The sequence below is a fragment of the Gemmobacter aquatilis genome (assembly GCF_900110025.1).
Lineage (GTDB): Bacteria > Pseudomonadota > Alphaproteobacteria > Rhodobacterales > Rhodobacteraceae > Gemmobacter > Gemmobacter aquatilis.
The window spans coordinates 80,957-104,296 of record NZ_FOCE01000007.1 but is presented as its reverse complement, the minus strand read 5'-3'; the positions used below and the strand labels follow the sequence as shown (position 1 = coordinate 104,296).

Annotated in this window: 21 protein-coding genes and 1 riboswitch; of the genes, 17 read left to right on the top strand and 4 right to left on the bottom strand. The window is 65.6% G+C overall.

Annotation, left to right across the window (positions count from 1 at the left end; genetic code table 11):
• The first annotated feature begins 73 nt into the window (after positions 1-73).
• The 8 genes from miaB to metK all read left to right on the top strand — a co-directional run bounded on the left by miaB (position 74) and on the right by metK (position 8,217).
• Positions 74-1,402, top strand: coding sequence for a tRNA (N6-isopentenyl adenosine(37)-C2)-methylthiotransferase MiaB (miaB, locus tag BMX43_RS13000; protein ID WP_091302051.1), 1,329 nt, complete (start codon positions 74-76; stop codon positions 1,400-1,402).
• 218 nt (positions 1,403-1,620) lie between these two features.
• Entirely contained in the window at positions 1,621-2,154 is a 534-nt protein-coding gene (locus BMX43_RS12995; RefSeq protein ID WP_091302049.1) for an OmpA family protein, read from the top strand.
• Positions 2,155-2,159: 5 nt separating this feature from the next.
• Positions 2,160-2,522: a hypothetical protein gene (locus BMX43_RS12990; RefSeq protein ID WP_139201581.1), complete on the top strand. Its 363-nt coding sequence runs from the start codon at positions 2,160-2,162 to the stop codon at positions 2,520-2,522.
• A 305-nt stretch (positions 2,523-2,827) separates the two neighbouring features.
• Positions 2,828-3,850: a PhoH family protein gene (locus BMX43_RS12985; protein ID WP_091302044.1), complete on the top strand. Its 1,023-nt coding sequence runs from the start codon at positions 2,828-2,830 to the stop codon at positions 3,848-3,850.
• A gap of 187 nt (positions 3,851-4,037) precedes the next feature.
• Positions 4,038-4,538, top strand: coding sequence for an rRNA maturation RNase YbeY (gene ybeY / locus BMX43_RS12980; RefSeq protein WP_091302222.1), 501 nt, complete (start codon positions 4,038-4,040; stop codon positions 4,536-4,538).
• Positions 4,539-4,576: 38 nt separating this feature from the next.
• On the top strand, positions 4,577-5,500 hold the full coding sequence (locus tag BMX43_RS12975) for a hemolysin family protein (RefSeq protein ID WP_091302042.1): 924 nt from the start codon (positions 4,577-4,579) through the stop codon (positions 5,498-5,500).
• Positions 5,501-6,961, top strand: coding sequence for an apolipoprotein N-acyltransferase (gene lnt / locus BMX43_RS12970; protein ID WP_091302040.1), 1,461 nt, complete (start codon positions 5,501-5,503; stop codon positions 6,959-6,961).
• 33 nt (positions 6,962-6,994) lie between these two features.
• Positions 6,995-7,043, top strand: a riboswitch (SAM-SAH riboswitch).
• Between the two features lie 7 nt (positions 7,044-7,050).
• Positions 7,051-8,217 carry a methionine adenosyltransferase gene (gene metK / locus BMX43_RS12965; RefSeq protein ID WP_091302039.1) on the top strand — a complete coding sequence of 389 codons (1,167 nt, stop codon included), beginning with the start codon at positions 7,051-7,053 and terminating at the stop codon, positions 8,215-8,217.
• A 294-nt stretch (positions 8,218-8,511) separates the two neighbouring features.
• On the opposite strand, the gene betC is transcribed toward metK, so the two are convergent.
• Positions 8,512-10,017, bottom strand: a complete 1,506-nt coding sequence (gene betC, locus BMX43_RS12960) for a choline-sulfatase (RefSeq protein WP_091302037.1) — start codon at positions 10,015-10,017, stop codon at positions 8,512-8,514.
• A gap of 63 nt (positions 10,018-10,080) precedes the next feature.
• Positions 10,081-11,019, bottom strand: coding sequence for a choline ABC transporter substrate-binding protein (gene choX, locus BMX43_RS12955; protein ID WP_091302036.1), 939 nt, complete (start codon positions 11,017-11,019; stop codon positions 10,081-10,083).
• A 109-nt stretch (positions 11,020-11,128) separates the two neighbouring features.
• On the opposite strand from choX, the gene BMX43_RS12950 reads away from it, so the two are divergent.
• The 6 genes from BMX43_RS12950 to BMX43_RS12925 all read left to right on the top strand — a co-directional run bounded on the left by BMX43_RS12950 (position 11,129) and on the right by BMX43_RS12925 (position 19,240).
• Positions 11,129-12,028 carry a LysR substrate-binding domain-containing protein gene (locus BMX43_RS12950; RefSeq protein WP_091302033.1) on the top strand — a complete coding sequence of 300 codons (900 nt, stop codon included), beginning with the start codon at positions 11,129-11,131 and terminating at the stop codon, positions 12,026-12,028.
• Positions 12,029-12,132: 104 nt separating this feature from the next.
• Entirely contained in the window at positions 12,133-14,130 is a 1,998-nt protein-coding gene (locus BMX43_RS12945) for a CocE/NonD family hydrolase (protein ID WP_091302031.1), read from the top strand.
• A gap of 102 nt (positions 14,131-14,232) precedes the next feature.
• Entirely contained in the window at positions 14,233-15,819 is a 1,587-nt protein-coding gene (locus BMX43_RS12940) for an ABC transporter substrate-binding protein (RefSeq protein WP_091302030.1), read from the top strand.
• Between the two features lie 4 nt (positions 15,820-15,823).
• Positions 15,824-16,783: an ABC transporter permease gene (locus BMX43_RS12935; protein ID WP_091302028.1), complete on the top strand. Its 960-nt coding sequence runs from the start codon at positions 15,824-15,826 to the stop codon at positions 16,781-16,783.
• Positions 16,780-17,598 carry an ABC transporter permease gene (locus BMX43_RS12930; protein ID WP_091302026.1) on the top strand — a complete coding sequence of 273 codons (819 nt, stop codon included), beginning with the start codon at positions 16,780-16,782 and terminating at the stop codon, positions 17,596-17,598. The genes BMX43_RS12935 and BMX43_RS12930 overlap by 4 nt, the downstream gene beginning before the upstream one ends.
• A gap of 7 nt (positions 17,599-17,605) precedes the next feature.
• Entirely contained in the window at positions 17,606-19,240 is a 1,635-nt protein-coding gene (locus tag BMX43_RS12925; protein ID WP_091302220.1) for an ABC transporter ATP-binding protein, read from the top strand.
• Here the strand turns inward: BMX43_RS12925 and BMX43_RS12920 are convergent.
• The gene (locus BMX43_RS12920) at positions 19,237-20,145 is read right to left on the bottom strand and encodes an alpha/beta hydrolase fold domain-containing protein (protein WP_091302218.1); all 909 of its coding nucleotides are present in this window, start codon (positions 20,143-20,145) and stop codon (positions 19,237-19,239) included. The genes BMX43_RS12925 and BMX43_RS12920 overlap by 4 nt on opposite strands.
• Positions 20,146-20,302: 157 nt before the next feature.
• Here BMX43_RS12920 and BMX43_RS12915 point away from each other — a divergent pair, with 157 nt between their 5' ends.
• Positions 20,303-20,740 carry a hypothetical protein gene (locus BMX43_RS12915; RefSeq protein ID WP_091302024.1) on the top strand — a complete coding sequence of 146 codons (438 nt, stop codon included), beginning with the start codon at positions 20,303-20,305 and terminating at the stop codon, positions 20,738-20,740.
• Positions 20,741-20,841: 101 nt separating this feature from the next.
• Here the strand turns inward: BMX43_RS12915 and BMX43_RS12910 are convergent, their stop codons facing one another.
• Entirely contained in the window at positions 20,842-21,048 is a 207-nt protein-coding gene (locus tag BMX43_RS12910; RefSeq protein ID WP_091302022.1) for a cold-shock protein, read from the bottom strand.
• 225 nt (positions 21,049-21,273) lie between these two features.
• On the opposite strand from BMX43_RS12910, the gene BMX43_RS12905 reads away from it, so the two are divergent.
• The gene (locus tag BMX43_RS12905; protein WP_091302020.1) at positions 21,274-21,789 is read left to right on the top strand and encodes a PhnA domain-containing protein; all 516 of its coding nucleotides are present in this window, start codon (positions 21,274-21,276) and stop codon (positions 21,787-21,789) included.
• 143 nt (positions 21,790-21,932) lie between these two features.
• Positions 21,933-23,225, top strand: coding sequence for a crotonyl-CoA carboxylase/reductase (gene ccrA, locus BMX43_RS12900; RefSeq protein WP_091302018.1), 1,293 nt, complete (start codon positions 21,933-21,935; stop codon positions 23,223-23,225).
• Positions 23,226-23,340 lie beyond the last annotated feature (115 nt).

Here is a 23,340-nt window from a genome sequence, read left to right as displayed (position 1 = left end):
TGGCGGCGCGCGTTGCACGCGGGCGGCAATTTCGCTAGAAGGCCGCACTCAGCATGAAGTCAGGGCCCCTCCGATGACCGACAGCAGCGACACTGCGCCGAAGAAGCTTTTCATCAAGACCTACGGCTGCCAGATGAATGTCTATGACAGCGAGCGCATGGCCGAGGCGATGGGCGCGAATGGCTATGTCACAACCGAAAACGCCGAAGAGGCCGACATGGTGCTGCTCAACACCTGTCATATCCGCGAAAAGGCGGCGGAAAAGGTCTATTCCGATCTGGGGCGGCTGCGGCCGCTGAAGGCGGCGAAGCCGGGGATGAAGATCGGCGTGGCGGGCTGCGTGGCGCAGGCCGAAGGGGCCGAGATCCTGCGGCGGATGCCGCTGGTCGATCTGGTGGTGGGGCCGCAAAGCTATCATCGCCTGCCCGAGATGGTCGCGGCCGAGGGGCAGCAGATCGACACCGATTTCCCGCTGGAAGACAAGTTCGACCATTTGCCCGAACGCAAGGCCCTGCGCGGGCCGACGGCGTTTCTGACGGTGCAGGAAGGCTGCGACAAGTTCTGCGCCTTCTGCGTGGTGCCCTATACCCGCGGTTCCGAAGTCAGCCGCCCGGCGGCGCGGCTGCTGGCCGAGGCGCGCGATCTGGTGACGCGCGGCGTGCGCGAGATCACCCTGCTGGGGCAGAACGTCAACGGCTATCACGGCGCGGGCGAGGACGGGGTGTGGGGGCTGAGCCGCCTGCTGCGCGAAATGGCCGGGATCGAGGGGCTGGAGCGGCTGCGCTATACCACCAGCCACCCCAACGACATGGATGATGACCTGATCGCCGCGCATGGCGATCTGCCGCAACTGATGCCCTATCTGCATCTGCCGGTGCAATCGGGCAGCGACCGCATCCTGAAGGCGATGAACCGCAAGCATACCGCCGAACACTATCTGCGCCTGATCGAGCGGATTCGCGCCGCGCGGCCCGACATCCTGCTGAGTTCGGATTTCATCGTGGGCTTCCCCGGCGAAACCGATCGGGACTTTGAGGATACGATGGATCTGATCCGCGCGGTGGGCTTTGGGGCTGCGTTCAGTTTCAAATATTCCGCGCGCCCGGGCACGCCTGCCGCAGAAAAGCCCGAATTGCCTGCTGAATTGTGCGACACCCGCCTTCACGCGCTGCAGGCGCTGATCACCGATCAGCAACGCGCGGCACAGGCGGCGATGGTCGGGCGCGAGGTCGGGGTGCTGTATGAAAAGCCGGGCCGGATGCCGGGGCAGATGGTCGGAAAATCCGACCACCTCCATGCGGTTCATGTGATGGACCCGACCGGAAAAGTGGGCGAACTGGTGCGGGTGCGGGTGATCGCCGCCGCGCCCAATTCGCTTGCGGCGGAACGGCTGCCGGGGTGACCCGGCACAGCGCCTGTTTCCAGCCGCTCATCAATGCGCCAAATCCTTCGCCGGCGCGAAGATGCGCGCAACAATTAGTCGTTTCACCTGTGTGGAACGCATAGATTTTGCTTTACATCGCAGGGCGCCGACGGCAATCCTGAACCCAATAAAATCAAGTCACTTGGTGGAATGAAGGGGGCTGCGACGTGGAGCTTTTTTCCAAAGCAGTACGGTTGATGATCGGGGGGCTCGCCGTTTCCGTCGGGCTCGCACAGGGGGGGCTGGCACAGGGCACCCCGGAGGTCGCCGGAAAGATTGAATGGGGTGCGTGGATCGACGATGACGGCTGCATGCACTGGTGGGCCGATGGCGGGCTGGAGGGCTACATGCTCGACCGCGTCAACCCGCAGACCGGCAAGCCCGTCTGCCTGAAGCGCAACACCTGTCTGGTGGAAAACACCGACACGCTGTTCGCCACAGACAGCCATACGCTGACCTCTTATGGCCGGTCGTATCTCACGCGGTTCTTCCAGCAGGCCGGGGCCTTCGGCTATGCCGTTTATGGCCATACCGACAGCCGCGCCTCGGATGAATACAACATGGCCCTGTCGCAGCGCCGGGCCAAATCTGTGGCCGATGTGGCCCGTTCGACCGGGGCGGTGGTGGAGCGTGAGATCGGCTTTGGCGAACGCCAGCCGGTGGCGCCGAACAATTCTGCGGCCAACATGCAGAAGAACCGTCGCGTCGAAGTCGTCTGCTACAGGTGGTGATCCCCATGACCAATCGTATTCTTCCGGGCCTTGCCCTTCTTGCCGCGACGGCTCTGGGTGCCTGCACCGATGGCCTGACCCCCTATGTGCAAAGCCCCGACACGGTGATCGCCACCGCGAGCGACCATGGCCGCGACAATGTTCCGCTGGCGCCGGGCGGCGGGGCCATCGCCTATGATCCCGATGGGTGCCAGGGCTGGATCATCGACGATGGTGTCGAAGGCTATTCGGGCCGCCGCTTCGATCCGGTTTCGGGTCTGCCGGTCTGCAACAACCACTTCCCGCCGGGCACCGTGGTGCGCAACTACCAGACGCAGGATGCGGGCATCAACGATTACGTCCCCTATGCGGGGCGCGCCACGAACTGATCTTCGGGCGATACGGATCACGCGGGGGCCTTCGGGCCCCCGTTCGCTTTTGGGGTGCCTGAATTACGGGCAGTGCCAGCGGAATCGGCAAAGACGCTGCGGAGGTTTGAAAACAGGCCCATAGACTGCGATCCGGGCGGCATCTGCCACTATGGCTAGCGCTGAGCGGAAAGGGCTGCGGTGGAAGTGCTGATTTTTTTGGCACACCCTTGCAAATGAAACCGCAACGCCCAGCTTTGTCTTGTTTCGGTAATCATTGAAGCGCAGACTTTCCTTATGGCCCTTCTGAAGCAAAGGAACAGCACTTGGGCATCAGCGCGCTGACTCCCCCGACCCGTTCGGACGACGTTGTGGAAACGCTTCTGGAATTTCCCGACAACCGTCTGCTGATCGACCTGTGCGGCGAATACGACCGCAATCTGGCACAGATCGAGCATCAGATGGGGGTTCACATCCTGCGACGGGGCAACCGTCTGGCGGTGATCGGGGACAAGGGCACGCGGGAGCAGGCAGCCGCCGTGCTGCGCGCGCTCTATGCCCGGCTGGAAGCAGGGCGCAGCGTCGCCGCAGGCGACATTGAAGGTGCGATCCGCATGGGGCAACCGATGCCCGACGCGCTGCGCGCCCCCGGCGAACAGATCGAGATGTTTCAGGCGGGCAGTGGTGTGGAACTGCGCACCCGCAAGAAGCCGATCGAACCGCGCACCGAGGCGCAGAAGGCCTATGTCGCCAATCTGTTCGCCAATGAACTGGGCTTTGGCATCGGGCCTGCAGGCACCGGCAAGACCTATCTGGCGGTGGCGGTGGGCGTGACCATGTTCATCGGCGGCATGGTGGACAAGATCATCCTCAGCCGTCCGGCGGTGGAGGCGGGCGAACGGCTCGGCTTCCTGCCCGGCGACATGAAGGAGAAGGTCGATCCCTACATGCAGCCGCTCTATGATGCACTGAACGATTTCCTGCCGGCGAAACAGGTGCAGAAACTGCTGGAAGAAAAGCGGATCGAGATCGCGCCGCTGGCCTTCATGCGCGGACGCACGCTGTCCAATGCCTTTGTGGTGCTGGACGAGGCACAGAACGCCACGACCATGCAGATGAAGATGTTCCTGACCCGTCTGGGCGAGGGCAGCCGCATGGTGATCACCGGCGACCGCACGCAGGTGGACCTGCCGCGCGGCGTGCCAAGCGGGTTGCAGGATGCCGAGCGGATCCTGAAAGGGGTGAAGGGCGTGACCTTCAACTATTTCACCTCCAAGGACGTGGTCCGCCATCCGCTGGTCGCGCGGGTGATTGAGGCTTACGAGGCCGACGAGGCGAAACAGGGCTGATCTGGGTGATCAGGGTGAGCCAACCGGAGCGCGGGCCTTGCGGCCCGCGCACTGCTTTTGGGGGCCCGCGCCTGCGCGCGGGCGTGGGGGCTTTGCCCCCGTCGCCTGCGGCGACTCCCCCTTTGGGTATTTGGGCAAAGAAGAAGGGGATTTGTGTTTTGCGCCGCGGGGCGCTATGGGGGCGCGCATGAGCATTGTGGATATCGTGATCGAGGAAGAGCGCTGGGCGGCTTACGGGCTGGAAGCGCAGGCGGAACGGGCAGCGGGCGCGGTGCTGACGCATCTGGCGCTGGAGCCGGAATTGTTTCGGGTGGTGGTGCTGGGCTGCGACGATGCGCGCATCGCCGAGCTGAACACCGAATTCCGTGACAAGCCCGCGCCGACCAATGTGTTGAGCTGGCCCACCGAAGAGCGCGGCAGCCGGTTTGCCGGCGAGGCGCCGGACCTGCCCGCGCCGGGCACGGCGGAAGAGCCGGCCGAGCTGGGCGATATCGCCATCGCCTGGGAAACCTGCGCGCGCGAGGCGGCCGAGCAGGACAAGCCGATGGCCGATCATGTGCTGCATCTGCTGGTACATGGCGTGCTGCATCTGCTGGGATACGACCATATCGACGATGACGATGCCGAGTTGATGGAAGAGACCGAGCGGCAGATACTTGCGCAGCTTGGCATTGCCGATCCATATTGAAGGCGCGCGACGGCGCGCGGGGAACTGGACAAGGACCAATGGGCAGTAGTTACGAAGGATCGAGTCCGGCGCAAGTGGCGCCGTCTGACACCACAGGTTCCTCGGAGGCTGAAGACCCGCTCTCTGATCCGGCGCCGAAGGGGTTCTTCGGCAGGCTGCTGTCGGCTCTGAGCCCGGGGGCGGAAACGCCGTCCCAGGCCGGGCCAGCCGTGCCGCAACAATCTGCGGTGCCGCAACTGCCGGGGCTGGCCAATCTGCGCAAGCTGCGGGTGGATGACGTGGCGATCCCCAAGGTGGACATCGTGGCGGTGCCGCTGGACATCGGCAAGGATGATCTGGTGGAGGTATTCCGCGCCCAGGGCTTTTCGCGCCTGCCGGTCTACAAGGGCACGCTGGACCATCCCCAGGGGTTGATTCTGCTGAAGGATCTGGCCTTGCAGCATGGGTTCGGCGCAGGCGGGCGGTTCAGCCTGAAAAAGCTGCTGCGCCCGATCCTGTATGCGCCGCCTTCGATGCCGCTGAACGTGCTGCTGCAGAAGATGCAGAAAGAACGTGTCCATATGGCGCTGGTGATCGACGAATATGGCGGGGTGGACGGGCTTGTGACCATCGAAGACCTGATCGAGACGGTGATCGGCGAGATCGAGGACGAGCATGACGAGGCCGACGCCGCGCAGTGGAAGCAGGAAAAGCCGGGCGTCTGGCTGATTCAGGCCAATGCGCCGCTGGACGAGGTGGAGGCCGAGGTGGGCATGCGCCTGCGCACCGGCGAGGATGACGAGGACATCGACACGCTGGGCGGCCTTGTGTTCCTGCGCACGGGCCGTGTGCCCGCGCGGGGCGAGATCGTGCCGCATGAAAGCGGGGCCGAATTCGAGGTGGTCGATGCCGATCCGCGCCGGATCAAGCGGTTGCGACTGCGCCTGCCCGGGGTGGCGGCGGCGCAGGCGGCTGAAGGCTGAATGATGCAGGGCTGGCGCGCGGCGGGGCTGGCCCTTGGGCTGGGGGTTCTGGCGGCTGCGGGGCAGGCGCCCTTGGGCGCGTGGTATCTGGCCCTGCCCGCCTATGCCGGGATCATGGCGCTGGTGGCGTGGGCGGCAAGCCCACGTCAGGCGGCCTGGCGCGGCTGGCTGGCCGGGGCCGGGCATTTCGGCGCGGCGCTGAGCTGGATCGTGCAGCCATTTTTCGTGGAGCCCGAGGTCTATGGCTGGATGGCGCCGTTTGCGCTGGCGCTGATGGGCTTCGGTCTGGCGCTGTTCTGGGCGCTGCCTGCCTGGCTTGCCGCGCGATTCGGGCGCGCCGGGCTGATCGTGCCGCTGCTGACCGGGGCGGAAATGCTGCGCGGGGTGATCTTCACCGGTTTTCCCTGGGCCTTGCCGGGGCATATCTGGATCGACACGCCGGTGGCGCAACTGGCGGCCTATGGCGGGGCCAACGGGCTGACGCTGCTGGTGCTGGTGCTGGCCGCCTTGCCGGTGCTGCTGGGTTGGCGCGGGGTGGCGGGGGCGGCTGCGCTGCTGGCCGCCGTCTGGGGCTTTGGCCTGTGGCGTCTGGCGCAGCCGGACCCTGCGGCCCCCGGTCTTACCCTGCGGCTGGTGCAGCCCAATGCGGCGCAAAGCCTGAAATGGGATCCCGATCAGGCCGAACGCTTGCTGCAGTTGCAGCTTGATTACACCGCCGCCCTGCCGCGCCCCGATCTGGTGATCTGGCCGGAAACCGCGCTGCCCTATCTGCTGGAGGAAGGCAGCCGCGTGGTCGATGCCGTGGCGGCAGCCGGGCAGGGCGTGCCGGTGGCCCTGGGCGCGCAACGGATGGAGGGGGCGGCGGCCTTCAACAGCCTGGTGGTGATCGGCCCGGAGGCGACGGTCACCCATGTCTATGACAAGCATCATCTGGTGCCCTTCGGTGAATATGTGCCGATGGGCGAACTGGCCTATCGCACCTTCGGCCTGCGCGCCTTCGCGGCGCGGCAGGGTTATGGCTATGCGGCGGGGCCTGGGGCGGCGGTGCTGGATCTGGGGCATCTGGGCAAGATTCTGCCGCTGATCTGCTACGAGGCGGTGTTCGCCCGCGACCTGCGCGCGGCGCCGGATCGCGCGGGCTGGATCCTGCAGATCACCAATGACGCCTGGTTCGGCACGCTGACCGGCCCGTTCCAGCACGCGGCACAGGCGCGGTTGCGCGCGGTGGAAATGGGCCTGCCGCTGGTGCGCGTCGCCAATACCGGCGTGACCGGGGTGACCGATGCCCGGGGCCGGGTGACGGCGGCGCTGCCCTTCGGTGTGGCGGCCTATCTTGACGCCGCCTTGCCGGGGCCGCTGCCGCCAACCCCCTATGCCCGCTGGGGCGAGGCACCGCTGCTGGTGTTGCTGGCGGGACTCGCGGCGCTTTTGTTCCGGCGCCGCGGCAAAGGGCTTGCTTGACGCGCCGCAGCATGGGGCGTAACGGGTTTCATCGAACCGTCACAACGGCTTCCTGGCGTGACGGGGATACCCCAACGGAGCACTTCCCCATGAGCAGACAGAACTATATTTTCACTTCGGAATCCGTTTCCGAAGGACACCCCGACAAGGTGTGCGACCGCATTTCCGATGCGGTGCTTGATGCCTTCCTGACGGAAGAGCAGAATGCCCGCGTCGCCTGCGAAACCTTCGCCACCACCAATCGGGTGATCGTGGGCGGAGAGGTCGGCCTGTCCGACAAGAAGGCCCTGAAAGAGATGCTGGGCCGCGTCGAAGACATCGTGCGCGATTGCGTGAAGGATATCGGCTACGAACAGGACGAGTTCCACTGGAACACCCTGAAGGTGAAGAACTACCTGCACAAGCAAAGCGCCCATATCGCGCAGGGCGTGGACAAGGACGGGGCCGGCGATCAGGGCATCATGTTCGGCTATGCCTGCCGCGAGACGCCGGAACTGATGCCGGCGCCGATCCAGTATGCCCATGCCATCCTGCGCCGTCTGGCCGAGGTGCGCAAATCCGGGCAGGAACCGACGCTGCGCCCCGATGCGAAGTCGCAGATCTCGCTGCGCTACGAAGGTGGCAAGCCGGTGGAGGTGACCTCGATCGTGCTCTCCACCCAGCACGCGCATGAAAGCCAGACCTCGGATGACATCCGCGCCATCGTGGAACCCTATATCCGCGAAGTGCTGCCCTCGGGCTGGATTTCCGAGCGCACCGAATGGTGGGTGAACCCGACCGGCACCTTCGTGATCGGCGGCCCCGATGGGGATGCGGGCCTGACCGGCCGCAAGATCATCGTCGATACCTATGGCGGGGCCGCGCCGCATGGCGGCGGTGCCTTCTCGGGCAAGGATCCGACCAAGGTGGACCGGTCCGCCGCCTATGCCGCGCGCTATCTGGCGAAGAACGTGGTGGCCGCCGGTCTGGCGGATCGCTGCACCCTGCAGGTCAGCTATGCCATCGGCGTGGCCAAGCCGCTGTCGATCTATGTCGATACCCATGGCACTGGTCAGGTCGAGGCGGAACGGATCGAACAGGCCGTCGCGGCCTGCATGGACCTCACGCCGCGCGGCATCCGCGAACATCTCAGCCTGAACCGCCCGATCTATGCCCGCACCTCGGCTTACGGCCATTTCGGTCGCGCACCGGACGCGGATGGTGGGTTCAGCTGGGAACGCACCGATCTGGTGGAGGCGCTGAAAGCGGCGGTCTGACCTGAAACAGGGCGCCTTTGGCCGGGGCATCGAGCCCCCGCCAAAGGCGTTGCCACGGAAGATGGCGGGGCCCGGTCAGCGCGACCGGGCCTTTGCTTTTGCGGCAGCGCCGGGGGCTGCCTGCCCCCGGACCCCCGGGGATATTTTTGCCAAGATGAAAGGTGAAGAGTGGCGCCTGTTTTCATCTTGGTCCAAATATCCCCGCCGGAGGCATGACCGAGCCGCCTGCGCGCAGCGCGGGCGGTGAGATAAAAGGGAGGGCCTGCGCCTTGCGCAGGCGCTGTCTGATTGGCCCTATTCCCCGCGCGGGAAGCGTTTGTTTTCTTCCAGCACGTTCAGATCCATATGGTTGCGCATATAGCGTTCCGAGGCGGCGCGCAGCGGCTGGTAATCCCACGGGAAATAATTGCCGTTGCGCAGTGCCTCGTAGACGACCCAGCGCCGGGCCTGGCTTTCGCGCACTTCGGCATCGAAGCGGGCCAGATCCCAGCGCATTTCCACCTCGGTGCGAAAGCGGGCCATGGTGTCGGCATGGGCCGGATCGGTGGCGAGGTTTTTCGTTTCCTCCACATCCGTCTCAAGGTCGAACAACAGTTCCGGGTCGGCGGCGCAGCGGATGTATTTGAACCTTGCATCGCGCAGCGCGACCATCGGGGTGATCGTGCCCTCGGCGGCATATTCCATCGCCACCGGCGCCGTACGATCAAAACCCTTGGCCAGCGGCACCAGGCTTTCGCCATCGGTCCAGGGCATCACCTCCGCCATCGAGATCCCGGCCAGATCGCAGAGCGTGGGCGTCACGTCGATGGTGCAGACCGGCGTATCCACCCGCCCGGCTGGCAGGCCGGGGGCGGCGACCATCAGCGGCACGCGGGCGGCGCCTTCGAAGAAATTCATCTTGAACCACAGCCCCTTGCGTCCCAGCATCTCGCCATGGTCCGACACGAAGAGGATGATCGCCTCTTGCCGCGTCGCCTCCAGCGTGGCGAGAATTTCGCCGATCTTGTCATCGACGTAAGAGATATTGGCGAAATAACCCTGCCGCGCCCGGCGGATATGGTCGGGCGTCACCTCCAGCGACCGCCAGTCGCAGGCATCCATCAGGCGCTGCGAATGGGGGTCCATGTCTTCGTAGGCCAGCGGCTCGGGCGGCTCCAGATGGGCGCTGCCTTCGTAGAGATCCCAGTATTTGCGCCGCGCCACGAACGGGTCATGCGGGTGGGTGAAGCTGACGGTCAGGCACCAGGGCCGGGCATCCATGCCGCGCGACAGATCATAAAGCTTCTGCACCGCCTGATGCGCCACGTCGTCGTCATATTCCAGCTGGTTGGTGATTTCCGCCACGCCCGCACCGGTGACGGAGCCGAGGTTGTGATACCACCAGTCGATCCGCTCGCCCGGTTTGCGGTAATCCGGGGTCCAGCCGAAATCGGCGGGATAGATGTCGGTGGTCAGGCGTTCTTCAAACCCGTGCAACTGGTCGGGGCCGACGAAATGCATCTTGCCCGACAGCGCCGTCTGATAACCCGCGCGGCGCAGGTGATGGGCATAGGTCGGGATGTCCGAGGTGAATTCGGCGGCATTGTCATAGACCCGCGTGCGGCGCGGCAATTGCCCCGACATGAACGAGGCCCGCGCCGGGGCGCAGAGCGGCGAGGCGGTATAGCTGTTGGCGAAGCGCACCGATCGGTCGGCCAGCTTGCGCAGGTTCGGCGTGTGCAGCCAGTCGGCGGGGCCATCGGGGAACAGGGTTCCGGTCAGCTGGTCCACCATCAGGATCAGGATATTGGGGCGGCTCATGTCGGTCCTTTCAGCAGCGCCTTGGGGCAGGGGGCGTTTGCCGTCCCCTGCCACGGTTCGGGGTCAGAGGCCAAGCGCCGCCTGAGCCGCGGGCAGCGCCGGGGCGCTGTCCAGCGTGGTGACGCCGGTCAGCCAGCGTTCCAGCGTGGCGGGATTGGCCTTCAGCCAGGCTTTGGCGCTTTCGTCCGGGGTCTGGCCGTCGTCCAGAATCCCGCCCATGATGGTGCTTTCCGCCTCGATCGTGAAGACGAGATTGCGCAGCAGTTGCGCGGCATTGGGGCAGGCGCCCGACCAGCCGCTGCGCGCCAGCGTATAGACATCGGCACCGCCATAATCCGGGCCGAAATAGGCGTCGCCCCCGGCCAGATAGGTCAGATCGAAGCGCGTGTTCATCGGATGCGGCGCCCAGGCCAGAAACACCACCGGCGCATCGCTGTCCTGCCCGCGCGCCACCTGCGCCAGCATCCCCTGCTCGCTGGAGGCGACAAGCTCCCAGTCGCCAAGGCCGAAATCATTGGCGTCGATCATCTTCTGGATGCTTTCATTCGCCGGGGCGCCCGCTTCGATGCCATGGATCTTGCGGTCGAAGGCTTCGCCCAGCGGCGCCAGATCCTTGAAATCCTTGACCCCCATCTGCCCGGCGGCGCTGGTCACCGCCAGGGTGAACTTGGCGCCCTCAAGGTTCTGGCCCAGCACCTCCACCGCCTTGGCGGCGTTCAGATCGTCGATGAATTTCTGCTGGGCGGGCATCCAGTTGCCCAGAAAGGCGTCGATCTCGCCCGCCTTCATCGCCTCATATCCCACGATCACCGACAGGGTCTTCACCTCGGGCGTATAGCCCAGCGCCGACAGCAGCGTGGTCGCCACGGCATTGGTGGCGTTGATGTCGGTCCAGCCGGGATCGAACAGCCGCACGGCGCCGCATTGGGCGGCATCATCGGCCTGCGCCGCCAGCGGCAGCAGGGCGGTGGCAAGGGCGAGGGCAATGCGGGTTCGGGTCATGGCGCGGTTTCCTGTCGGGAGAGGAGGTTTTTCTTGTGCCCCTATCAGGTATCTGTATGCCATGGTCTGTATAGACGGTTATTTTCGATCCAAACCATAAAGGCTACTTATGGCTCCGCGCAAACTCGATCTGGGCTGGCTGCGCATCTTCGCGGCGGTGGGGCGGCACGGCTCGCTCAGCGCTGCGGCGGCAGAACTGGGCCTGTCGCAGCCCGCTGTCAGCTACCAGGTGCGCCGGATCGAGGAACAGGTCGGCCTGCCGCTGTTCCAGCGCCACTCTGGCGGCAGCAAGCCCACACCGGCGGGGCACCTGCTGCTGGCGGCGGTGCAGGCCGGGGTGGCGGGGATCGACGCCGCCACGCAAGAGGCGCGGGCGCTGGCCAAGGCGCCGGTGATCCGCATCTTTACCGATTACGGGTTCGCCGCCTTCTGGCTGATGCCGCGCGTCACCGAGTTTCGCGCTCTGCACCCCGAGGTTCAGGTGCATATCATCGCCTCGCAGGGGATCGACGAGGGGTTGGATGGCAGCGCCGATGCCGCCATCCTGTTCGGGCGCCGCAGCGACATGCCCGAGGGGGCGCGTCTTTTGATGCCCGAACGCGTGGTGCCGGTTTGCAGCCCCGGCTTTCTGGCGCGGCACGGGCCGTTTGCCACGCTGGCCGATCTGGCGCAGGCGCCTTTGCTGCATCTGGAAAACGAAGGCCCCTCGCGCTGGTTTACCTGGGCCAGTTGGTTGCACACACAGGGCATCGCCCGCGCCCCCGCGCCGGGCGATATGGTGCTGAACACCTATGGATTCGTCATTCAGGCGGCGCTGGCCGAACAGGGCGTGGCGCTGGGCTGGGTGCAGCTTATCGCCAGCCATCTCGCCAACGGCACGCTCGTCCCCGTCGGCCCTCAGGTGGAGCGGGCGGACTGTGGCTATTGGCTGGTCACCCGGCCCGATCTGCCGGGCATCCCCCGCGCGCTGACCGACTGGCTGGCCGCCACCGCGCAGGACTCGGCCTGACCGGCGGGGCGGCGCCAGCGCCCGTCATGTCGGGATTGGGCCAGCAGCCCGCACCGCCACCGCTAGGCTGGCGCCAGAGGCCCCGCCCGAACCCGGAGAACACCATGCGCACCGTCACCGATTTCCCCCGCAAGATCATCGACCTGCCGGACGAGGGGATCATGATGCCCGATGGCGTGCGCCTGTCGGCCCGGATCTGGCGCCCCGAGGATGCCGGGGAAAACCCGGTGCCTGCCGTGCTGGAATACATCCCCTACCGCAAACGCGACGGCACCTTGGTGCGGGATGAGCTGATGCACCCCTACGTCGCCGGCCATGGCTATGCCTGCATCCGGGTGGACATGCGCGGCAATGGCGACAGCGAAGGGCTGATGGCGGACGAATACACCCAGCAGGAAATGGATGATGCCGTGGCCGTCATCGACTGGCTGTCGCGCCAGCCATGGTGCAGCGGCGCGGTCGGGATGATGGGCAAAAGCTGGGGCGGCTTCAACTGCCTGCAAGCCGCCTTCAACCAGCCCCCGGCGCTGAAGGCGGTGATTTCGGTCTGTTCCACCGCCGACCGTTTCGCCGATGACGTGCATTTCAAGGGCGGTTGCCTCTTGGGCGAGAATTTCGGCTGGGGGGCGGTGATGCTGTCCTTCTCCTCGCGCCCCGCCGATCCGGCGCTGCGCCCCGACTGGCGGCAAGACTGGCTGGCGCGGCTGGAGGCCGAGCCTTGGCTCGCCCCGCGCTGGGCCAGCCACCAGACCCGCGACGCCTATTGGAAACACGGCTCAATCTGCGAAGACTGGGGCCGGATGCAGGTGCCGGTGCTGAATTTCGGCGGCTGGGCCGACAATTACATGAACACGCTGGGCCATGTGATGACCAACCATCCCGGCGTGGGGCAGGGGGTCATGGGGCCATGGGTGCACCAATACCCCCATACCGCCGTGCCCGGCCCGCAGATCGGCTTTCTGCAAGAGGCGATCCGCTGGTGGGATTGCTGGCTGAAGGGCATCGACAACGGCGTGGCGCAGGGGCCGCGCTACCGCGCCTATATGCTCCATTCCGCGCCGCCCGATGCCTGCGCCGCCCATCGCCCTGGCCATTGGGTGGTAGAGGAGCAATGGCCCAGCCCCCGCGTGACGCGCGCGGTTCTGGCGCTTTCGCCGGGGCGGTTGGGGCAGGGTGCCGCGGCCCTGGGCCTCTCCGTTGCCACGCCGCAGCATCTGGGGCTGCACACCGGCGAGTTCTTCCCGATGGGCCTGCACGCCGAAATGCCCGGCGACCAGCGCGCTGACGATGCGCTGTCGGTCTGTTTCGACACCGATCCGCTGGCCGAAGGCATGGACCTGCTGGGGCAAGCCACCCTTCACCTGCGGCTGCGCAGCGACAAGCCGATGGCCTTCCTCGTGGCGCGGCTCTGCGACGTGGCGCCCGATGGCGCTTCGGTGCGCATCTGCCATGGCATCCTGAACCTGCGCCACCGCGACAGCATGGAACAGCCGACCCCGGTGCCGGTGGCCGAGGCGTTCGACATCGCGCTGACCCTCGATCAGATGGGCTACCGGCTGGCCCCCGGCCATCGGCTGCGGCTGGCACTGTCCACCACCTACTGGCCGTTCCTGTGGCCCTCGCCCGAGGCGGCGACGCTGACGCTCGAGTCCGGCACGCTGGATCTGCCGCGCCATTCCGGCAGCCGCGGCGACGAATGGCTGCCCCCGGTGCCCGAGGCCGCGCCGGGCTGGAAACACCGCGTCTTGCGGGCCCCCGCCGCCGCCCGGCGGATCGAACATGACCTGATCACCGGCCGCATCGCGCTGATTGTCGAAGAAGACACCGGCGATGCCGAAAACCTGACCCATGGCCTGATCACCGGCGAAACCCTGCGCGAGGTCTGGTCGATCCATCCCGACGATCCGCTGTCTGCGCGGGTGGAGATTTCCTATGAACAGCGTCTGGCGCGGGGCGACTGGTCGGTGCGCAGCCTCGCCACCTGCCAGATGAGCGCCGCAGCGCAAAATCTGCAGATGGATGCGCAGCTTCAGGCATGGGAGGGCGCGGCGCAGGTGTTTTCCCGCCAATTCCATGCGCCCGTCAAACGCGACCACATATGACGGGAAACCGACAGGAAAAGCCCAAAAAAAATGTTTACGCAAACACGGCTTTCCCGCCATGCTTGAGCAAATAATCACATAAAAACTGTCAGGGAGACTCGGATGAAAGACGATCTCAGCAAGCTGCTCGACGCGATCGACAGCGCTGGTTTGACCCGCCGCGGATTCATGGGCCGCGCCGCCGCGCTGGGCATGGCCACCGCGCTGGGCACGACGCTGCTGCCACAAATGGCACGGGCGGAAGAGCCGAAGAAGGGTGGTGTGCTGAAGGTCGGTCTGGGCGGCGGCGAAAGCACCGATGCGCTGGACCCCGGTCTGGCCGATGGTCCGGTGGCGTTCAACGTCAACCGCCAATGGGGCGATACCATCGTCAACGTACTGCCCGACGGCTCCATCGAACCGCGTCTGGCCGAATCCTTTGCCCCCAATGAAGATGGCACGGTCTGGACCTTCAAGATCCGCTCGGGCGTGAAATTCCACGACGGCAGCGACATGACGGTCGAGGACGTGGTCGCCACCTTCAAGCGCCACTCCGACGAAAACGCCAAATCCGGCGCCTATGGCGTGATGCAGGCCATCACCGACATCAAGGCCGAAGGCGACAGCGTGGTGGTCACCCTCGCCACCGGCAATGCCGATCTGCCCTATCTGCTGGCCGATTATCACCTGCTGGTCCAGCCCAAGGGCGGCGTCGATGATCCGAACAAGGCGATCGGCACCGGCCCCTACAAGGTCGTCTCCGCCGAAGCCGGCGTGCGCTATGTGTTCGAGAAGTTCGCGGAAGACTGGGATACCACGCGCGGCCATTATGACGGGGTGGAATTCCTCATCATCAATGACAGCACGGCCCGCACCGCGGCGCTGCAATCCGGTCAGGTCCACATGATCAACCGGGTTGACCCAAAGGTCGCCAAACTGCTGGCCCGCGCGCCGGGCGTGTCGGTCACCAATGTGTCGGGCCGCGGGCATTATGTCTTCATCATGCATTGCAACACCGCCCCCTTCGACAACAAGGATCTGCGGCTGGCGCTGAAATACGCCATCAACCGGCAAGAGCTGGTGGACAAGATCCTCGACGGCTTCGGCTCGGTCGGCAACGACATCCCGATCAACAAGGCCTATCCGCTGTTCGACGAAACCCTGCCGCAGCGCGAATTTTCGCTGGAAAAGGCCGCCGAACATTACAAGGCCTCCGGCCATGACGGCAGCCCGATCGAGCTGATCGTCGCCGACGGCGCCTTCCCCGGCGCGGTGGATGCGGCGGCGCTGTTTCAGGCCAGCGCCAAGGCGGCGGGCATCCCGCTGGAAATCAAGCGCGTGCCGGATGACGGCTATTGGTCGGATGTTTGGAACGTCAAACCCTTCTGCGCCAGCTATTGGGGCGGCCGCCCGGTGCAGGACCAGATGTATTCCACCGCCTATGTCTCCACGGCGGATTGGAACGACACCAAGTTCTCGAACAAGGAATTCGACGATCTGGTGCTGCAAGCCCGCAGCGAAACCGATCTGGCCAAGCGCAAGGAACTCTACAGCAAGATCGCCAAGATCCTGTGGGAAGAAGGCGGCGTGATCTGCCCGATGTTCAACGATTGGGTCGAAGCGCATTCCGAGGCCATTGCCGGCTGGCTTCCGAATGGCGAGCAGGAGATGATGAACGGCCTTGCCACATCCAAGACTTGGATGGCATGAGGGCATGGCTCATCCTGTCGTGACACTGGTTGCCCAGCGCCTTGCGCTGGGCCTCCTGCTGCTGTGGGCGGCCTCGGTGCTGATCTTCGTCGGCACGCAGATCCTGCCGGGCGATGTGGCGCAATCCATCCTCGGCCAATCCGCCACGCCGGAAACGCTGGCCAACCTGCGCGAACAGCTGGGCCTGAACGAACCGGCGCTCAGCCGCTATTTCGGCTGGCTGGCCGGGGTGGTGCAGGGCGATCTGGGCACCGCGCTGTCGAATGGCGAACCCATCGCGCCCGCCTTGGGCAAACGGCTGGCCAATACGCTGTTCCTCGCCTCTTGCGCCGCCGTGATCGCAGTGCCGCTGGCGGTGCTGCTGGGCCTTGTGTCGGTGCGCTATCGCAACCGCTGGCCCGACAAGCTGATCTCCACCGTCACGCTGGCCACCATTTCGGTGCCCGAATTTCTCGTGGGCTATATCGCCGTCTACTTCCTGTCGGTGCAGTTCCGCGTCTTCCCCTCGCTGGCCGCCGTCTATGACGGGATGGCGTTTGGCGAGCGGCTTTATGCCATTTCCCTGCCGGTGATCGTGCTGGTTCTGGCCGTGCTGGGCCATATGATGCGGATGACCCGCGCCGCCATCCTGAACGTGATGCAATCGGCCTATATCGAAACCGCCGAGCTGAAGGGCCTGCGCCCCTTCCTGATCATCGCCCGCCATGCCCTGCCCAATGCGGTGGCGCCGGTGGTCAATGTGGTGATGATCAACCTCGCCTATCTGGTGGTCGGTGTGGTCGTGGTCGAGGTGGTCTTCGTCTATCCCGGCATGGGGCAATATCTGGTCGATCACGTCGCCAAACGTGACGTGCCGGTGGTGCAGGCCTGTGGCCTCGTCTTCGCCGGCGTCTATATCGGCCTGAACCTGATCGCCGACCTCGTGTCGATCCTCGCCAATCCCCGACTGAGGCACCCGAAATGAGGCGCTACCCCCTTGCCGCCCTGCTGGGGCTGACCTTCACCTGCGCCTATTTCGGCGCGGCCCTGCTTGCCCCGCTGATCGCCCCCTACGGCATGGCCGAAGTGGTGGGCGACAGTTGGGAGCCGTCTTCGGCGCAGTTCTGGCTGGGCACCGACAGTATTGGCCGTGATCTGCTGTCACGGATGATCTGGGGCGGGCGCACCACGATTTTCGTCGCCGCCTGCGCCACGCTGCTGTCCTTCGGCCTCGGCTCCACCCTGGGCTTCTTTGCCGCCGTCAAGGGCGGCTGGGTCGATCAGGCGTTGTCGCGGATGGTCGATCTGATGATGTCGATCCCCTCGCTGATCTCGGCGCTGGTGGTGCTGTCGGTGATGCCGGTCACCCTGCCGGTGCTGATCCTCGTCATGGGCATCCTCGATAGCACCCGCGTCTTCCGCCTGGCCCGCGCCGTCGCCGTCGATGTCGCGGTGATGGACTATGTCGAGGCCGCCCGCTTGCGCGGCGAGAAACAGGGTTGGATCATCTTCCGTGAAATCCTGCCCAACGCCCTGTCGCCGCTGGTCGCCGAAATGGGCCTGCGCTTCATCTTTGCCGTGCTGTTCATCTCGACCCTGTCCTTCCTTGGCCTTGGCGTGCAACCGCCGCTGGCCGATTGGGGCGGCATCGTGAAGGAAAACAAAGAGGGCATCGTCTACGGCATCCCGGCCGCCCTGATCCCGGCCTTCGCCATCGCCACGCTGGCCATCTCGGTCAACCTCGTGGCCGACTGGGTGCTCAACCGCACCTCCAGCCTGAAAGGAGGCCGCGGTGCCTAAGGATACCCTGCCAAGCGCATTGCTGGACATCCGCAACCTCAAGATCGGCGCCACCGCCTATCCACCGGGCGAGGCGCCGAAAGAGGTGACGCTGGTGCACGGCGTGTCGCTGACGGTCGAGAAGGGCAAGGTGCTGGGCCTGATCGGCGAAAGCGGCGCGGGCAAATCGACCATCGGCCTGTCCTCCATGGCCTATGGGCGGGGCGGGGTGCGCATCACCGGGGGCGAGGTGTTCGTCAACGGGCGCGACATCCTGCAATCCGGCCCCGGCGGCCTGCGCGCCCTGCGCGGCAAAGAGGTGACCTATGTCGCCCAAAGCGCCGCCGCCGCCTTCAACCCGGCCAAGCCGCTGATGGAACAGGTGATCGAAACCACGCTCGCCACCGGCATGGCCCGGGCCGAGGCCGAGGCGCGCGCCGTCGATCTGTTCCGCCAGCTTGGCCTGCCCAACCCCGAAACCATCGGCAAACGCTTTCCGCACCAAGTATCGGGCGGGCAGTTGCAGCGGGTGATGACCGCCATGGCGCTGTGCCCGAAACCCGATCTGGTGGTGTTCGACGAACCCACCACCGCGCTGGATGTCACGACCCAGATCGAGGTTCTGGCCGCGATCAAACGCGCGATCCGCGAAACCGGCGTCGCCGCGCTGTATATCACCCATGATCTGGCCGTGGTGGCGCAGGTGGCCGACCATATCATGGTGCTGCGCCATGGCCGCATGGTCGAATATGGCACCTGCGCGCAGATCATCGAAACCCCACGTCAGGATTATACCCGCGCGCTCGTCTCCGTCCGTTCCATTGACCATGCCGAAAAGCCTGCCGGATCGGCGCCGGTGCTCAGTGTGCAGAACATCTCTGCCCGCTACAAGGGCACCAACTTTGATGTGCTGAAAAACGTGCAGGTCGATCTGCCTGCCGGGCAGACGCTGGCGGTGGTGGGGGAAAGCGGGTCGGGCAAATCGACGCTGGCCCGGGTGATCACCGGCCTGCTGCCCGCCACGCAGGGCCGCATCACCTTCAACGGGCGCACGCTCTCGCCCGATCTGGCCGGGCGCACCCGCGATGACCTGCGCGAGTTGCAGATGATCTACCAGATGGCCGATGTGGCGATGAACCCGCGCCAGACGGTGGAAACCATCATCGGCCGCCCGTTGGAGTTCTATTTCGGCCTACGCGGCGCCGCCAAGCGCCAGCGCGTGCAGGACCTGCTGGATCAGATCGAAATGGGCCGCGGCTATGCCGACCGTTACCCCGCCGAACTGTCCGGCGGCCAGAAGCAGCGCGTCTGCATCGCCCGTGCCCTTGCCGCCCAGCCCAAGCTGATCATCTGCGACGAGGTGACCTCGGCCCTTGACCCGCTGGTGGCCGACGGCATCCTGAAACTGCTGCTGAACCTTCAGGCCGAGGCGGGGGTGGCCTATCTGTTCATCACCCATGATCTGGCCACCGTCCGCGCCATCGCCGACCGGATCGCCGTGATGTACAAGGGCGAGGTGCGGCGCTACGGCACCAAATCCGATGTGCTTTCGCCCCCCTATGACGATTACACCGACCTGCTGCTGTCTTCGGTCCCCGAAATGCGGCTGGGCTGGCTGGAGGAAGTTCTGGCCCACCGCCGCATGGTCGGCGCTGGCAACTAGGCCAGCGCTGCCAACGCGGCGATGATGCGGGCGAAACTGTCTGCGGCGCGCGGCACCGAATGGCGCGCGCGCAGATAGCCATGCACCAGCCCCGGCTCGGTGACACAGCGCGCCGTGCCGCCCGCCGCCGCGATCCGCGCCGCATAGTCCGGGCCGTCATCGGCCAGCGGGTCACATTCCGCCGCAAAGATCACCACGGGCGGCAGGCCGCTGAAATCGGTGTCGCGCAGTGCATCGGCGCGCGGGTCGGCCAACGGCTCCGCCCCGCCATGGCGCAGGGCGGCATAAGCCTCCACATCCGCCGTTGTCAGCATCGGCGCCTGCGCATGGGTCAGATAGCTGCCCCGGCTGCGGTCGCCCCCCAGCGCCGGATAGATCAGCACCACACCGCGCAGCGCCAGCCGCCCGCGCAGCGCATGGGCGACACTGGCTGCCAGCGACCCGCCCGCCGAATCGCCCATCACCAGCACCGGCCCGCCAAACTCTGCCGCCGCCGCCCGCGTCGCGGCGCAGGCATCGTCAAACGCGGCGGGGTGGGGGTGCTCTGGCGCCAGCCGGTAATCGGCGCTCACCAGCCGCAGCCCGGTCGCGGCACAGAGTTCCGCGCAAACATCATCATGGCTGTCCAGCCCGCCCACCACAAAGCCGCCGCCGTGGAAATACAGCACCGTGGCGCGGCTTGGCCCGGCCTCATACACCCGGCACGGCACCCCGCCCAAAGCCCGGTCCACCACCTGCACGCCTGCCGGGCGCGGCTGGCGAAAGGCCGCGCACATCCGGTCATAGACCGCGCGCTGCTGCGCCACGGTAAAGCTGGCGGTTTCCGGTGGATACCAGCGGTTGGTTGCGTCGATGAAAGCCCATGTCGGGGCGTCGATAAGGATTTCGTAATCTGTCGCTGTCATCTTCGGCCCATGCCCCGGCGGATCTTGCATCAGCCTAGGGCAGGGGCGGCCTGAATGGCGGTCCGCTTGCGACGGAATGGCCGCGTTCTTTCCCAAATCTCGACAAGATTCGCCGCTACCCCTTGGGTAACGCCCTAAAGCACCAGTGGAGGTTGCCATGCAGATGTTCCGCACGATCGAACAGGACGCCACGCTTGTGGGCTGGGGCGCACGGGTGCTGTTTCTGGCCGAACCCGGCGCGCCGCTGGCCGAGGTGACGGCCAAACGCCTTGCCGGGATGGGCGGGCTGATCGAATGGCAAGAGGAAATCTATTCCGCCATGGCCGGGCTGATCGACGATCCCACCGCCTTTGGCCTGTTCGTCATCGAATGTGACAGTTTCGGCGGGCTGGACGCGGTGCTGCGCAACATCAACCTGCTGCGCAGCAGTGGCGTCAGCGTGCCGGTGATGCTGATCTCGCGCGATTGCACCACCCAGATCTTCCCCGAGGAACATGGCGCCCCGGTGCAACTGCGCGCGCCCGCCTCGTCGGTGTCGCTGCGCGTCGGCTTTGAACATGCGCTGCGCGAACGGCTGCTGCTGCGGGCGGCCTGAACGCCATCCCACATGCGAAAAGGGCGGGCCTGACGCGCCCGCCCTTTTGCTATCTGGTGCAACGCAGCGCCCGCGCCGGACGCCGCATCGCGCGCGCGATCTCAGGAAACCGACAGGTTCGTCGCCGATTCGCGACCGTCACGACCGGATTCGATATCGAAGGTCACAGCCTGACCATCAGCCAGAGCCCGGATGCCGGCACGTTCCAGCGCAGTGATGTGAACGAACACGTCTTTCTTGCCGCCTTCCGGTGCAATGAAGCCGTAACCCTTGGTGGCGTTGAACCATTTCACGGTGCCCTTGGCCATCGTGATGTCTCCATTTTTGAACGCCGCCCGCGAGAGTGCGGCGGCCCGGCGTCGTCAGCGCAAGTCGATAGCTGTGGCCGGTGAGGGAGACAGTGGTCGAGTGAGTTAACTAGCGTGCCAATATATGCGTGTTTTCTGCCCTGAAAGCAAGGGCAAAGGCGGTATCGGCCATTGCCCGCAGCCCGTCGGGAGCCTAAGCCGAAGCAAAGTGAAAAGGAGCGGACCATGAAGGAATTGCTGAAACGCGCGGGCGGGGTTTGCGAATTCTGCGGGGCGGATGCGGGGCTGGAGGCGGTCGATGTGCCGCCTGCGGGCGAGGTTCTGCTCTGTCCGGCCTGCCGCGGCGAAGAGGATGTCGCGGCGGATCACTGGCGCTGTCTGGAAGGGGCTGCCTGGTCGGCCGTGCCTGCGGTACAACTGGCCGTCTGGCGCAAGCTGGGCGCCCTGTCCGAGCCTTGGGCGCATGAGGCGCGCGATGCCATGATCCTGCCGCCCGAGGTGGAAGGCTGGACCCAGATCGCCGGCGCCGTGGAACATCGTGACAGCAACGGCGCTTTGCTGGCGCAGGGCGATACCGTGGTGCTGATCAAGGATCTGCCGGTGAAGGGCGCAGGCTTCACCGCCAAACGCGGCACGGCGGTGCGCGGAATCAGCCTCGTCGCCGACAATGCCGCCCAGATCGAAGGCCGGGTGGAAGGCCAGCGCATCGTCATCCTGACCGAGTTCGTGCGCAAGCGGTAAGCCCTGCGCTAACGCTGCGACGCGGCGGACATAAAATTACAAGATAGACCTCTTTCCAGTTGCAATGTTGCGCAATCGGGGTATTTCTTGCCTCCATACCGCGCCGATTCTGCGGCGCGGCATCTTTCTGGCAGGAGGCCCCCATGGCTCTGGATACGCACCCCGCAATCGCGGCTTACGATGCGCCCGTCAAAGACCTCTATGAAGTCGGTGAAATGCCGCCGCTCGGCCATGTGCCCAAGCAGATGTATGCCTGGGCCATCCGGCGCGAGCGTCATGGCGAACCCGATGTCGCCATGCAGGTCGAGGTGGTGGACACCTGGGCCATCGACAGCCACGAGGTTCTGGTGCTCGTCATGGCTGCTGGCGTGAACTACAACGGCGTCTGGGCTGGCCTCGGCGTGCCGATCTCGCCCTTCGACGTGCACAAGGCGCCCTACCACATCGCAGGCTCCGATGCCGCGGGCATCGTCTGGGCCGTGGGCGACAAGGTGAAGCGCTGGAAGGTCGGCGACGAGGTGGTGATCCACTGCAACCAGGATGACGGCGACGACGAGGAATGCAACGGCGGCGACCCGATGTTCTCGCCCAGCCAGCGCATCTGGGGCTATGAAACCCAGGACGGCTCTTTCGCGCAGTTCACCCGCGTGCAGGCCCAGCAGCTCATGCCGCGCCCCAAGCACCTGACCTGGGAAGAAAGCGCCTGCTACACGCTGACGCTGGCCACCGCCTACCGGATGCTGTTCGGCCACGAACCGCATGACCTGAAACCCGGCCAGAACGTGCTGGTCTGGGGCGCCTCGGGCGGGCTTGGCTCTTTCGCCATCCAGCTCATCAACGCGGCAGGCGCCAATGCGATTGGCGTGATCTCCGAGGAAGACAAGCGCGAGTTTGTCATGTCTCTGGGCGCCAAGGGCGTGATCAACCGCAAGGACTTCAAGTGCTGGGGGCAACTGCCCAAGGTCAACACGCCGGAATACAACGACTGGCTGAAAGAGGCCCGCAAGTTCGGCAAGGCGATCTGGGACATCACCGGCAAGGGCGTCAACGTCGATATGGTGTTTGAACACCCGGGCGAGGCCACCTTCCCGGTTTCGGCGCTGATCTGCAAGAAGGGCGGTATGGTCGTCATCTGTGCCGGCACCTCGGGCTTCAACTGCACCTTCGACGTGCGCTATATGTGGATGCACCAGAAGCGCCTGCAGGGCAGCCACTTCGCCCACCTGAAACAGGCGGCGGCGGCCAACAAGATGATGCTGGAACGCCGGATCGACCCCTGCATGTCCGAGGTCTTCCCTTGGGATGAAATCCCGGCGGCCCATGTGAAGATGCTGCGCAACCAGCACAAGCCCGGCAACATGGCCGTGCTGGTGCAGGCGCCCCATACCGGGCTGCGCACCTTTGAAGACACGCTGGAAGCCAGCCGCGGCCGCTGATCGGTCGTGCACCTGTCCCGGCCTGCGCCGCCCTTCGGGGCGGCGCTTTGCATTTCACCCTTGGGTTTAGTGACGATCTGTTGACCAATCCTCCAATAGTGTCAGGCTGCCGGGC